Raw genomic sequence first — 13,490 nt, 5'->3', positions numbered from 1 at the left:
TTTGTCGAAATTGGTCGCCCAAGGCAAAATCAATGAGCGCCCGGACGCGCCAGGACGGCTATCGGGAGGCTCCGGCAGGCGCTATCGACCCTTGGCAATGCGGAACGTCAATCGCACCTGGGTCCCCTCATTTTCACGACTGGTCAGGCTGATCTGCCCGCCGAAACGCTCCATGATTCGTTTCACCATGACCAGCCCGACGCCAAGCCCGCCCTGTTTACTGGTGCAAAACGGCTTGAACAACATTTGTTGCTGGTTTTCCGTCATGCCCTTGCCAGTGTCGTGCAGGGTGATATGCAGCCGGGTCCTGCGAGCATTGGGTTGGATATCGATGCGCAACCGACCGCCTTGCGCCATGGCCTCGAGCGCATTGGAAACCAGGCTGTTCAGGACCTGTGAAAGCAGGATGCGTTGACCGAACACGGGGGGCGCGGCGGTTGCCGTGAATTCGACCAGGACGTTGGCTTTGCGAATCTGCGGTTCAAAGGCGTGCAGGGTTTCGAGAATCGCCTCCAGCGGGTCGACTTCCTCGTTCGCTCCCTCATGGGGGCTGGAGGCCTGCAGCAGGTCGCGCACCCACTTGGACATGCGATCGACCTGGCCAATGATGTCGCTGATGTTCTTCTGCACAGGAGGATTGGCGAGCTCCTGGGCCAGCTCGGCACTCGAGCGTATCGTGGCCAAGGGGTTGCGCAGGCTATGGGCCACCGCGGCGGACATCTCGCCCAACGCGACGAAGGTTTCGTTCTCGATCAACTGCTTTTGCTGTGAAACCAGCAGAGCGGCGGCGCGCCGAACGATCAAGTAAAGCCCCAGGTAGATCAATGCGCCGCCGAGGGAGGTGGCCAGCCACATCAGCATATAACCGCGCTGGGTCCTGGCAATCAGGTCGGACGGTTCCTTGTAGATTTCGACAGTCGCCACGGCCTTGCCGGCCGAATTGAGCATCGGAATGTAATTCTCGATAAAGAGATTCTCTGGCCTGCGCACAAACTGTTGCTCTTCACGGTCATTTTGCACCTCATGATAGACGGCAAAGATTCGCTCCTTGCTGGAGAAGGATTCTTCGAGCTCATCGTCATCGGCAAACTTCTGGCCGATCAATTCGGGATTGCTTGACCAGATAACGACGTCGTCAGGCGCATAGATACTGATCAACAGCGAGTCGGGCTGCCGGGCAATATGGGTGATGTGATCGAGAAATTCATTGCGCGCGGCTTGCCGGTTGCGCTGTTCCTGGGCAGAAAGCCCGATGTCGTCGCGTGGGTCGAGCAACTCCCCCATCTGGTAACCAGGCAGGTTGTGATGACCTACTTCGGCTGCGCCCATGGACTGAATGAATTGCGCCGTCAGCACCGCGTCGCGCTGGATGCTTTCGTTGACCACAAAGCGGGTGGCGATGAAGCCCAGGCCAAGGGCCACGAGCGTGATGATCAGGAAACTGGCCAAGGAGAACCATCGCAGCAGATTGAACTGCACTGAGGTTGCGGTGACTTCCTTGTCCGAAAAGTACTTGGCCAAACCGAATGCAAGGCTCATGGGGGGTACTCGCTGGTGGATAACGCGTCATGGCGCAAGCAGCCCCTGGCTTCCTGCCACCTATCGCATCTAGCCACCAGCTTAGCTCAACTCAAGCGGTAGACCCTGCCGCGCGCCCAGTGGCGGCGGTTTCTGCATCGCCAACGCCATGCAGGGAAATTTTCGAAGTCTCCGGCAAGGCCAGGCCGCCGGCCAGGGCCAACAGCGAGACCGCGATCAGGTAAAAGGCCGGCGACAGGTTGCTGCCGGTCTGGGTGATCAGCCAGGTCGCCATCAGCGGTGCCGTGCCACCGAAGATCGTATAGGCCAGGTTGTAGGTAATGGCCGACGCGGTATAACGCGTGCGGGTCGGAAATGTTTCGGACAACAGGGCCGCCGTGACCACGCCACAGAGCACTGCACCGACGGCCAACAGCAACACGCCGATGACCGAGGCCGCGAACGACCCGGAGCTGGCCATCAGAAACGCCGGGTAGACGACCACCATCAGCAGTACGCACGCCGTGACCACGGTCGCGCGGCGTCCGACCTTGTCCGAGAAAGCTCCCGCCAGCGGGCACATGGCCGCGGCGAACAGCAGGGCGATCACCGAGATCAACAGGGCGCTGGCCCGGCTCAAGCCGCCGGCGACCTGAAGGTAGGTGGCGAAATAGGTGGTGAACATATAGAAGGACAGGGCGGTCAGGGACACGAACGCCCCCAGGCAGCAAATCGCCGCGCCGTGGGTGCTCAGGGTTTCGCGCAAAGGCGAATGGGCAACGGCGTCTTCCTTGGCAACTGCCTTGAACGCAGGGGTTTCATCCAGCCGCCAGCGCAGGTACAAGCCGACGATGCCCAGGGGCGCGGCCACCAGGAACGGCACGCGCCAACCCCAGCTGCTCATTGCCTCGGCCGTGAGCGACGACTCCAGCGCGTAGGCCACCACCGCCGCACAGGCGAAAGCGGAAAAGGTCGATACCGGGACGAAACTGCCATACCAGGCGCGCTGAGTGCGCGGGGCATGCTCCATCAGGTAGGCGCAGGCCCCGGCGTATTCGCCACCGGCGGAAAAGCCCTGGGCGCAGCGAATCAGGGTCAAGAGCACGGGCGCCATGACACCAATGGCTGCGTAGCTCGGCAGCAAGCCGATCAAGGTCGTCGCGCCGGCCATCAATAGAATGGTCGTGGCCAGGGCCTTCTTGCGCCCGATCCGGTCGCCGAGCATGCCAAAAAAGATCCCGCCCAAGGGGCGGAATGCGAACGCCACGGCAAACACCGCGAAGGTTTTCAGCAAGGCGGCGCTGGCATCGTCGCTGGGGAAGAATTGCAGGGCGATGGTGGTGGCTAAAAAGCCATACACCGCAAAGTCGAACCACTCCACGAAGTTGCCGATGGCAGCCGCGCTGATGACTTTTCTCAAGGTGGCGGGATCGACCCGCTCGATTTCCGTGGTGGTCATGCTGATCTCTCCGTGCGCCCTACCGATTATCGATAGCCGATAACCGATTATCGGCAGCGTGCCTGAGCAGAGTAGCCGGGAAAACGTCATCCACGTATTCATGGACGAACTTGTCGCGTAACGCATTGTTATAATGTAACCTTTGCGCTCTTGAATTCTCGATAACGTGAGTAACTGATATGGCTCTATCGTCAGGATTGACGGAGCAGGGCGCGTTTTCCCCCGCGCTCGCAAACACTGGGAACGCGACCTGCAGGCCCGATACGTGGTGCAGTCCGGGCCGGCGAAGCGCCTGGCCTTCACGCTCCGTCACGCTGTGCATCGGGGGGAACAAGGCGCAGGCCGAGCTCGATGCCAATCAGCTTCGATTGGTGATCGAATATCCCTTGGCTGGTCGGCTCTGAAATTCATGCGCCCTGGTCCGCTGCTGCGCATAACTCGTTCCCACCAGCGTGGGAATGCACCCTGCGACGCTCCGCGTCATGACGTCAGCGCAGTACGCTCACGGCAATTCGAGTCGCCGCCGCAATCACATCATCGCGCGGCTTCGCGTCTGCCTGCGGTTGCGTGTAATAGACCGACAGTACAATCGGCCCGCGTGCCGGCGGCCAGAGCACGGCGATATCGTTCGTCGTTCCATAATCGCCGGTGCCCGTCTTGTCGCCGACTTGCCAGTCGGCCGGCAGTCCGGCACGAATGCGCTTTGCGCCCGTTGTGTTTCCCCGTAGCCAGGCCTGCAACAGCTCGCGTTGGGGCACCGGCAGGGCATTGCCAATGGCGAGCGATTGCAGGCTGCGGGTCATGGCGGCCGGCGTCGTGGTATCGCGCGGATCTCCGGGTATGGCCGTGTTCAGTTCTGTTTCCCAGCGATCGAGGCGCAATTGGCTGTCGCCGATCGAACGCGTAAACGCGGTGACCGCGGCGGGCCCTCCGAGAATCTTCATCAGCAGGTTGGCGGAGGTATTGTCGCTGTACTGAACCGTGGCACGGCACAACTCGGCAACCGTCATGCCGTCATCCAGGTGTTGGGAGCTGATGGGCGAGTAGCTGACGAGATCACTCTGCCCGTACCTGACTCGCCGCTCCAGCAAACCGGCATCACGGGTGCTCTGCGCGAGGATCGCACCGGCTAGGATCGCCTTGAATGTGCTGCACAAGGGAAAACGTTCATCGGCCCGATAGTGAATGTGCATGCCGCTGGCCGTGTCGAGGGCTGATACGCCGAGGCGGCCCCCGGCAGTACGTTCAAGCGTTGCGAACAGCGCTTGTGCCGAGGTGTCGGGCGCCTGCCCGGTAGCGCAGGCCGTGAGTGCCAGGGCCAAAGGCGCCGTAGCGGCGGCCAGCAGCAAGGTGCGGCGGCTTGGAGAATAGGTCATTGACGCTGTCATCTCGCTTTGACGAAAGGGGAGGAACGTGCTTGGCGAAGGCCGCACTTCAGGCCTTTTTGCCGATCCTCGAGGTTATAGGATCATAACTAAATTTTTCCGGCCCATGCATGGCTGGTCCGGTATTGTTCGTATAGAGTGTGGTGGCATATGGCCTCCAGCCGGAGGTCAAGGACAAGCTCGACAGGACGTCGCATCTCATGCCGCAACTCCCTCCCATCTCTGAACATTTTCCCTATCAGCAACTGGCTCCGCCCTGATTGCGACCTGCGCGTACACACGAACTCAAAAAAGTGCCCATAAAGGATTCGACCATGGCTTCCTCTTTCGCCAGCTTTTTCCTTGATATGAACGTGCGCAAAAAGCTTCTCACAGGCTTCGGCCTGGTCTTGATGATCAGCCTGCTGATTGCCTGGGTCAGCTTCACCGCCCTGGAGAGCACGCTCCAGCGCTTTGACACACTGCTCAAGGTCAATGACATCGACACCAAGCTTTACCAGGTTCGGCAGAACGAGAAGAACTTCATTATCAGCGGTGATGACAGCTACATCCAAAGCGCCACGCAGACAATCCAGGAGATCAGGCATATCGCAGCCGATACCTTGAAAGTCATGCGCATCCCGGAAACCATCGTCCTGATGGAGCAGGTTGATCAGGACGTCAACCGCTATCAGGCCAAACTGGTTGAGCTCAGCCAGGCGACGGTGCAAAACCGTGTAACACAGAAAGCCATGGAAGAAGCGGCACGGGAGGCCTTGAAACAATTCGATGAACTGGAGACCCGCCTGAATGCCGCAGCGGTCAGCCAGATTCGCGCCAACGGTGATGAAAGCAGCATTCGAGCCCTGGACTTTGCTCACCAGGCCAGTGCCTTGACCAAGGAAATGCTCAGTGCACGCCGTCGCGAAAAAGACTTCATTCTGCGCGGCGAACAGCAGTATGCCGACACCCTGCGCGGCCACTTCGACTCACTGAACAAGGTCGGCCAGCAATTGCGTGCCAACCTCAGTGACCCTGCCGCCCAGAGCGACATCGATGCGGCGCTCCAGCAGCTGGCACACTACCAGGAGAGTTTCGGCGAACTGCAGCAAAGCTTCCAAAGCCGGAAAAATACCGAAAATGAAATGAGCGAGCGGGCCGGACTGGTTTCCGCGGCGTCTACCGAGGCCTTGAATCTGCAGATGAAAATCCTCGAAGCCGAAGCCCGCGAAGCCAAAACCATGTTGGGTGCGGCGACACTGGTGGGGTTCGTGATTGGTCTGGTCGCGGCCGTACTGATCGCCCAGATGATTGTCGCGCCCCTGCAACGAGTCGTCGGCCTGGCCCGCAAAGTGGCCGACGGCGATCTCTCGGATGACATCCGTAGCGACCGCAAGGATGAACTGGGCATGTTGATGCAAGCCATGCAGGCCATGACCGTCAGCCTGCGCAACCTGCTCACTCGCTTGAGCGGCAGCATCGAGCAACTGGCCACCGCGGCCGAGGAAATGTCGGCAGTGACCGAGCAAAACAGTGCGGGTATCACCCAGCAGAGAATGGAAACCGAACAGGTTGCCACTGCCATGAACGAAATGGCCGCCACCGTCCAGGATGTGGCGCGCAACGCCGAAACCGCCGCCAACTCGGCCGATCAGGCTGACCAGCAGGCGCAGCAGGGGACTTTCGTGGTTCAGCAGACCATAGAGCGCATCGAAAGCCTGGCGATGTCGGTGGAACACTCGGCGCAATCCATCGAGCGCCTGAAACACGACAGCAGCAACATCGGCACGGTACTGGATGTGATCAAAAGCATTGCCGACCAGACCAACCTGCTCGCACTCAATGCCGCTATTGAAGCTGCGCGCGCCGGTGAAGCCGGTCGTGGGTTCGCCGTCGTTGCCGATGAGGTTCGTGCATTGGCCCGCCGAACCCAGGAATCGACTGCACAAATCGAAGGCCTGATCGGTGCCTTGCAAGGTGGCGCGCAAGGTGCGGTGGAATTGATGGGCAAGAGCCGTGTCGAAGCGGGCAGTACCGTGGAGTCGGCCAAGCAGGCAGGTGCCGTGCTGGTGGCGATAAACGCCGCGGTGTCGAGCATCCAGCAGATGAATCAGCAGATTGCTACGGCATCCGAACAACAGAGTTCGGTGGCCGAAGAGATCAATCGTAGCGTTGCGAGTATTCGCGATGTCGCCGAGCAGTCGGCTGCGGCCACAGAAGAAACCTCCGCGGCGAGCAGCGACCTGGCCCGTTTGGGAGGGGAGTTGCAAACGCTGGTGAGTCGATTCAAATTGGCGTGACAGGGGGGCTCGTTCCCACGCTCGCGTGGGAATGCCTTTCCTGACGCACCGCGTCGTGACGCTGGAGCGTCAGACACTGCATTCCTTTGCGGCGCGTCACTAGTGTCCGGTTAAAAATGTAGGGGAAGCTCTTTATCCCTTGCGCTGTCTGGGTTTGAGTCTTGCTCGGCTCGTTGCGACTTGGTTTTGTGGGGCAGATCCAGATGCTGTAGTGGTCTTGCTGGCCCCTTCCGCCCTTACGGCGGCCTACTTTTGTTGGGGCAAAAGTAGGCAAAACCCCCGGTCCCTGCATACGGCCCTGCGCTGCGCTCCGGGTTCCCTCGCTCCGTCATTGCTCCCGTGGGGACGCGCCGACGGGCCGCCCCTGGCCCTTCGGCGCTTGCTCGGCTTCCTGCCTCGCACCCCACTACGCAATGACTCCACTCGGCCTCCTGAAGGGACAATCGATGTCGTCTGCGAGTGCGCGCATCTAGAAGCAAAGCCAAAAAGCAAAAAAGCAAAAAGCAAAAGTCCGGATCTGCTTTTGCTTCGAGTGCTTTTGATTTCCGCGATGGTCCAGACACCGCCGAACGTCCCTTCAGGAGGCTGAACGGAGGTATTGCGGAGCTGGGTGCGAGGCAGGAGCCGAGCAAGCACCGAAGGGCCAGGGACGGCCCGTCGGTGCGCCCCGGCGGGAGCAATGCCGGAGTGAAGGGACCCGAAGCGCAGCGTAGGGCCGGATGCAGGGACAGGGGTTTTGGTTACTTTTGCCCAGTCAAAAGTGACCCGCCGTAAGGGCGGAACCCGCCAGTCAGGCCGCTACACCATCCGGATCTGCCCACAAATCCGTGTGCCAATACCATCCCACTCCCACCCCCTCATTTTTACCGGACACTAGTGTTGCGGCGCGTGGGAACGAGGGGGCGAGAGAAACCTTAACTCACGCTGCGCTGACGACTCCGACCGCGCAGGGTCATCAAGCCGTAGTAACTCAGCGCCGGCACCAGCAACCCGACCACCCACGCCAGGTCCACACCGTCGAGCGCCGTGGCCACGGGCCCGACATAGAGGGTGGTATTCATGAACGGTATCTCCAGCACGATAGCCACGACGAAACTGCAGCACGCGATCGGATTCACCCGTCCATAAATCCCGTTCATGTCGAAGATGTCCGCAAGCTGGTAGTCGCCCTTGCGCAGGCAGTAGTAGTCCACCAGGTTTATCGCCGTCCACGGAATCAGGAAGTAGCTCATGAAGAAGATGAAGTTCAGGAAAAACGCGATGAAGTCATCCTGACTGATGGTGCACAACGCCGTGGCGATCAGGCTGATGACCAGCATGAACATCCCGCGAACCCGTGGCGTGACGCGCAGCCTGGAAAAGGGCTCGATCACGGTGATGGTCGACATGAAGGCGCCATACAGGTTGAAGACGTTGATCGAAACCTGGCCGTAGACAATAAAGGCGAACAGCAACACCGCACCGATGCCGAACAACCCGGCGACATGGCTGCCGACGTTGCTGGCGAAATCCGGGATGGCGACGCTGAGGATCGCCCCCAGGATCATCATCCAGGCGCCGCCCGTCACGGTACCTGCGTAGCTGTACCAGAACACCTTGGCCATCGGCGTGTGGGTGGGCAGGTAGCGCGAGTAATCCGCAACGTAGGGTGCATAGGACAATTGCCAGGTCACCGCGATGCTGACCGCCACCAGAAACTTCGAGAGCGAAAAGCCACTCGCTGCCCACTGCTCGGCAGGTATCGGCAGGCTCAGCGCGAGCAGCGTTGCCGCGATGAAGACCACCAGCGAAAGGATCGACAGCAGCTTTTGCAGGCGGTGAATCAGTCGGTAGCCGTATAACGCGACGACAAAGCACAGCGCACCGATCAGGTAGATGTTGGCATCGGCCGGCAACGGGCTGACCGACGCCACGGCCTGCGCCGCCAGCAGGGTGTTACTGACGAAGAAGCCCAGGTAGATCAGCATCACGAACAGCAATGGCAGCACGGCGCCGATCACGCCGAACTGGGCCCGGCTCTGAATCATCTGCGGAATGCCCAGCTTCGGGCCCTGGGCCGAGTGCGAGGCCATGAAGATGGCGCCCAGTAACGATCCGAGCACAATGGCCAGGGCGCTCCAGAACAGGTTCAGGCCAATCACCACCGGCAGCACACCGGACGCAATGGTCGTGATGTTCATGTTGGCGCCGAACCAGATGAAGAACAGCGAGCCGGGCTTGCCATAACGCTCGGCTTCGGGAATGAAATCGATGCTTCTTTTTTCGACATTCATGGCGCTCACTCCTGGGCCTGGCGTTGGAGGCGGGACTGCAGGCGCTCGATGGTGCCTGCCAACTCATGGGGTTGATGGGCGAAGAGGTCCGGCCTTTCTGGAGCGCAGCTGATGAAGTCCTTGCCTTCAAGGGCGCGGAGCAGCTCGGCGCAAGTCAGCAGTTCCAGCGAGTAAACCCAGTTGGCCATGATCAAGAGCGCCGAATAGTGCGCAGCCAGGGTGGTCGTGGTACATGCATCGGTGATGACGCGAATGCGGTAGCCCAGGGCGAAGGCATCGAACACCGTGGTGAGCACGCAGACGTCGGTGAGTACGCCGCCGACAATCAGGGTAGTCACGCCCGATCGCTTGAGTTGCGTGTCCAGGTCGGTCTGGTGGAAGGCGCTGTAGCGCGGTTTGTCGATCACTGCATCTCCAGGCTGTGGCGCCAGTGCCGCGATGATTTCCACCTGGCGGGTACCACTGCGGTAACTCGCCGGGCCGCCGTCGGCGGCTCTCGGTTCTCCCGGCGGCAGGCCGATGCCGTCGGCCGGATTGATGTGGCGGCTGTAGAAGACCGGGATCGCCAGCTGGCGAGCGGTGTCCAGGAGTGTCGCGGTGTTGGCGACGACGTTGTCGAAGTGCTCCAGAACGAAGCCATCTTCCTGTTGCATGTCGATGATCAATAGTGCGTTTTTGTTTTTCATGGGCAAAGCCTGATCAAGGTGTCGGGCACGGCGAAGCCGCGCAGTCGGCGTTGAAGGTGCAGCTCAGGGTTTGCTCAGGAAATTATCAGCCAGAAGCCGTTTTGCTTGGCCGAGACGCTGGCGCGCAGGCGCTTGAGACGGATGTGCGAGGTGCTGGCGTTGGCGCACAGGTAGGCCAGCTCGGCACCGGGCAGGGGAAGTGTGGCGGATGGGTTGAATCGATTGTTCATGGTGAGCATCGACCGTTGTTCTTGTGTTGTTGCATGTATTCTGCGACCGCTACGGTCGGGCGCGACTCCGAGTCGACGGGCAAGCGGAGCGCCGCCCGGCCAGCTCCCACAAAGGTGATGCATGCACCTGGTTCCCTGTGGGAGCTGGCTTGCCAGCGATGAGGCCGGCAAGGTCTCTAAAAATCTGGGTTCCTTATTGGAACGCCGGCACCACTTCCTTGATAAACAGCTCCAGCGACTTCTTCTTCTCGGCATGCGGCAAGCTGTTGTCGCACCAGAAGCTGAACTCGTCAACACCCAGTTCCTGGTAGTACTTGATGCGTTTGATGATTTCTTCGGGGGTACCGATCATGGTGTTCTTGTGGATGTTCTCCAGTTCGAACTCCGGGCGCTCCGCGAATTTCTCTTCCGGGCTCGGCTCAAGGAAGCCGTTGACCGGTGTTTGCTTGTTGCCGAACCAGGCGTCGAAGGTGCGGTAGAAGCGCGAGATGGCCTTGGCCCCGACCTGCCAACCCTCAGGGTCGTCGGCACTATGCACATGAGTGTGACGCAGCACCATCAGCTTGGGGCGCGGCACGTCCGGGTTGTTGGCCAGCGCCGCCTCGAATTTGTTCTTCAGGTCCAGGACTTCTTCGTCGCCTTTCATCAGCGGCGTGACCATCACGTTGCAACCATTGGCCACCGCGAAACTGTGCGAGTCCGGGTCGCGGGCGGCAATCCACATGGGCGGGGTCGGCTTCTGGATCGGTTTCGGTACGCTGGTGGAGGTCGGGAATTTCCAGATCTCGCCGTCATGGGCGTAGTCGCCTTGCCACAGCTTGCGTACCACCGGGACCATTTCACGCAAGTGATTGCCGCCGGTGGCAGCCGGCATGCCGTCGGCCATGCGGTCGAACTCGACCTGGTAGGCGCCCCGGGCCAGGCCGACTTCCATGCGACCGTTACTGATCACGTCGAGCAGGGCGCATTCGCCAGCCACCCGCAATGGGTGCCAGAACGGCGCAATGATAGTCCCGGCGCCCAGGTGAATGGTGGTGGTCCTGGCCGCCAGATACGCCAGCAGCGGCATCGGGCTCGGCGAGATGGTGTACTCCATGGCGTGGTGTTCGCCGATCCAGACGGTGCTGAAGCCACCGGCTTCGGCCATCAGGGTCAATTCGGTCAGGTCTTCGAACAATTGGCGATGGCTGACTTGCTCGTCCCACCGTTCCATATGTACGAACAAAGAGAATTTCATGACGCTTACCTCGGATTTTTTGTTTTAGCCAGTGTGCACGTTTGCCGGGAGTTCGGCCGGGCGGCTTGTTGAATATTGGTATACCATAATACGGGATATCCGCAAGATTTTTCTCTTGCCTGCCACGGTCAGGCAAACGCCGGCAGCGCAGCCATCTTCCCGCGGCAGTAGACCAGCGGGCTGCAGGCCTGCTCGGGCACGATCAGGTTCTTCACCGCACCGACCATGATGGCGTGGTCACCGCCTTCATATTCACGCCACAGCTCGCACTCGATGATCGCCGTGGCATTGGCCAGCAGCGGGTTACCCAGTTCACTGAGCGTCCACTCGATGCCCTGGGCCTTGTCCTTGCCCTTGCGGGCGAAGGCATAGGCTTCGTTTTGCTGTTCACCGGAAAGGAAGTGGATGGCGAAGCGCTTGTTCTTGATCAGTACCGGATAGGAATCGGAACTGTAGTTGGGGCAGAACAGCACCAGGGCAGGGTCCATCGACAGGGAGCTGAAGGCGCTGGCGGTGAGGCCGACCACTTGGCCATCGTCATCGAGCGTGGTGATCACGGTCACGCCGGAAGGGAACGAGCCCATGACTTGTTTGTAGACGGCTGCATCGATCATTGGATTGCCCTCGGGCGGCTTCGCGCACGCTTTTTGTGATTAGTGTGTCTGATGGTATACCGTAATACATGCTTTGCAAGTACTTTTTGTCGGATGCGATTACCGCCCGCTTTGCGGCCAATGGTCAGTGAAACCGGGGGTTTTTGGCGGCCAGAGGGTTGATTGCGGGGGCAGTCGTGCAGATCAGTTCGTCGCGCAATGACCGGATCAGTCTTGTGAAAATGTTGGAATACCATAATATGGTGTTCATCTAAGGGGCCATCTGACGGCTTCCTGGTTTGGCTTCATACAAAGATAAGAACAGACAAACTCGAGTTCATTGCCCATGTCCCAGCCGTCCCAGCAAAACCAGCTGATCGAGAACCACACGGTCGATTACGTACCGCTAGCCGAACGTCACGGGAAAGCCCGCGACCTCTTTACCCTGTGGTTCAGTACCAATATCGCGCCACTGCCGATCGTGACCGGCGCGATGGTGGTACAGGTATTTCACCTCAATCTGCTCTGGGGGCTGATCGCGATCGCCCTCGGGCACATGATCGGTGGCATTGTCATCGCCCTGGCTTCAGCCCAGGGGCCCCGGATGGGGATTCCGCAGATGGTCCAGAGCCGTGGCCAGTTCGGCCGTTATGGTGCGTTGTTGATCGTGTTTTTCGCGGCCATCATCTATATCGGCTTCTTTATCTCCAATATCGTTCTGGCCGGTGAGTCGATCCATGGCATCGTCGAATCGGTACCGCTGCCTGCAGGTATCGTCATCGGTGCCTTGAGTGCCACGGCTATCGGGGTGATCGGCTATCGCTTCATCCATACCCTCAACCGTATCGGCACCTGGGTCATGGGCAGCGCCTTGCTCGTAGGCTTCGTCTATATCTTCGGGCATGATCTGCCGGCGGATTTCTTCAGCCGTGGTGGCTTCAATCTGTCCGGCTGGCTGGCGACGGTGTCGCTGGGCATCATCTGGCAGATCAGTTTCTCGCCTTATGTATCGGACTATTCGCGCTACCTGCCGAGCGATATCGGGATTGCCCGGCCGTTCTGGGCAACCTATTTCGGCGCAACGCTGGGGACCATCCTGTCGTTCAGCTTTGGCGCAGTGGCGGTTCTGGCTACCCCTGAAGGCACCGAGGCAATGGCGGCGGTCAAGCAGTCGACCGGCGTGCTCGGGCCGATCCTGATGGTGCTGTTCCTGCTCAACATCATCAGTCACAACGCATTGAATCTGTATGGTGCTGTGTTGTCGATCGTCACCTCGATCCAGACCTTTGCCGGCAGCTGGACGCCGAGCATCAAGGTACGGGTAGTGTTATCGACTGTGGTACTGGTGGGTTGCTGCCTGATGGCGCTGAGCGCGTCGGCGAATTTCATTTCGCACTTCATCGGTTTGATTCTGGCGTTGCTGCTGGTGTTGGTGCCGTGGGCATCGATCAATCTGATCGACTTTTATCTGATCAAGCGCGGTCGCTATGACATCGCGTCGATTTTCCAGGCCGATGGCGGGATCTACGGACGCTTCAATCTGCACGCGATCGTGGCGTACTTCATCGGCATCCTGGTGCAATTGCCGTTCGCCAACACATCGCTGTACGTCGGGCCCTATGCCAACACTATCGAAGGTGTGGACCTGTCCTGGCTGGTCGGCCTGGTAGTCACCTGCCCACTGTATTACTGCCTGGCAACCCGCGGCCGCACGCAAGCGCAAAATGCGGCGCAGCCAAGTTTCACGAACTAACGATCTCGCTCCCGCGCTCTGCGTGGGAATGCCTCTTTTGACGCTCCGCGTTCCCTGCCGCGATAAAAAAAGCTCCC

Annotated in this window: 10 protein-coding genes and 2 pseudogenes; 4 read left to right on the top strand and 8 right to left on the bottom strand. The window is 59.9% G+C overall.

Annotated elements, in window-relative coordinates; translation table 11 throughout:
- Positions 1–81: 81 nt before the first annotated feature.
- Together NVV94_RS13985 and NVV94_RS13980 are read right to left on the bottom strand one after the other, a co-directional pair.
- Positions 82–1,539 (bottom strand): sensor histidine kinase, encoded by a 1,458-nt coding sequence (locus tag NVV94_RS13985; RefSeq protein ID WP_258442999.1) that lies wholly within the window; start codon positions 1,537–1,539, stop codon positions 82–84.
- Between the two features lie 91 nt (positions 1,540–1,630).
- A complete protein-coding gene (locus NVV94_RS13980) occupies positions 1,631–2,977 on the bottom strand; it encodes an MFS transporter (protein WP_258442998.1) in 1,347 nt (448 codons plus the stop codon).
- Between the two features lie 232 nt (positions 2,978–3,209).
- Here NVV94_RS13980 and NVV94_RS13975 point away from each other — a divergent pair.
- A pseudogene (locus NVV94_RS13975) lies at positions 3,210–3,381 on the top strand (OprD family outer membrane porin); the annotation flags it as partial.
- An 84-nt stretch (positions 3,382–3,465) separates the two neighbouring features.
- Here the strand turns inward: NVV94_RS13975 and bla are convergent.
- Positions 3,466–4,353 (bottom strand): class A beta-lactamase, encoded by an 888-nt coding sequence (gene bla, locus NVV94_RS13970; protein ID WP_258442997.1) that lies wholly within the window; start codon positions 4,351–4,353, stop codon positions 3,466–3,468.
- A gap of 323 nt (positions 4,354–4,676) precedes the next feature.
- Here bla and NVV94_RS26920 point away from each other — a divergent pair.
- Together NVV94_RS26920 and NVV94_RS26915 are read left to right on the top strand one after the other, a co-directional pair.
- Positions 4,677–5,732: pseudogene (locus tag NVV94_RS26920) on the top strand (methyl-accepting chemotaxis protein); the annotation flags it as partial.
- An 18-nt stretch (positions 5,733–5,750) separates the two neighbouring features.
- Complete coding sequence (locus tag NVV94_RS26915) at positions 5,751–6,641, top strand: methyl-accepting chemotaxis protein (RefSeq protein WP_408733507.1); 891 nt, start codon at positions 5,751–5,753, stop codon at positions 6,639–6,641.
- Between the two features lie 914 nt (positions 6,642–7,555).
- Here NVV94_RS26915 and NVV94_RS13960 read toward each other — a convergent pair.
- From NVV94_RS13960 to NVV94_RS13940, 5 genes are all read right to left on the bottom strand, one after another.
- Positions 7,556–8,914, bottom strand: a complete 1,359-nt coding sequence (locus tag NVV94_RS13960; RefSeq protein WP_258442995.1) for a cytosine permease — start codon at positions 8,912–8,914, stop codon at positions 7,556–7,558.
- A gap of 5 nt (positions 8,915–8,919) precedes the next feature.
- The gene (locus NVV94_RS13955) at positions 8,920–9,600 is read right to left on the bottom strand and encodes an isochorismatase family cysteine hydrolase (RefSeq protein WP_258442994.1); all 681 of its coding nucleotides are present in this window, start codon (positions 9,598–9,600) and stop codon (positions 8,920–8,922) included.
- Positions 9,601–9,674: 74 nt separating this feature from the next.
- Positions 9,675–9,830, bottom strand: coding sequence for a hypothetical protein (locus NVV94_RS13950; protein WP_258442993.1), 156 nt, complete (start codon positions 9,828–9,830; stop codon positions 9,675–9,677).
- 193 nt (positions 9,831–10,023) lie between these two features.
- A complete protein-coding gene (locus NVV94_RS13945) occupies positions 10,024–11,067 on the bottom strand; it encodes an LLM class flavin-dependent oxidoreductase (RefSeq protein WP_258442992.1) in 1,044 nt (347 codons plus the stop codon).
- 128 nt (positions 11,068–11,195) lie between these two features.
- A complete protein-coding gene (locus NVV94_RS13940) occupies positions 11,196–11,681 on the bottom strand; it encodes a flavin reductase family protein (protein WP_258442991.1) in 486 nt (161 codons plus the stop codon).
- 325 nt (positions 11,682–12,006) lie between these two features.
- On the opposite strand from NVV94_RS13940, the gene NVV94_RS13935 reads away from it, so the two are divergent.
- Entirely contained in the window at positions 12,007–13,413 is a 1,407-nt protein-coding gene (locus NVV94_RS13935) for a cytosine permease (RefSeq protein WP_258442990.1), read from the top strand.
- The last annotated feature ends 77 nt before the right edge of the window (positions 13,414–13,490 follow it).

Source organism: Pseudomonas sp. LS1212 (assembly GCF_024741815.1).
In the GTDB taxonomy this organism is placed as follows: Bacteria; Pseudomonadota; Gammaproteobacteria; order Pseudomonadales; family Pseudomonadaceae; genus Aquipseudomonas.
Note: the sequence above shows the minus strand (reverse complement) of the source record. Positions and strands in the feature narration are given on the sequence as shown.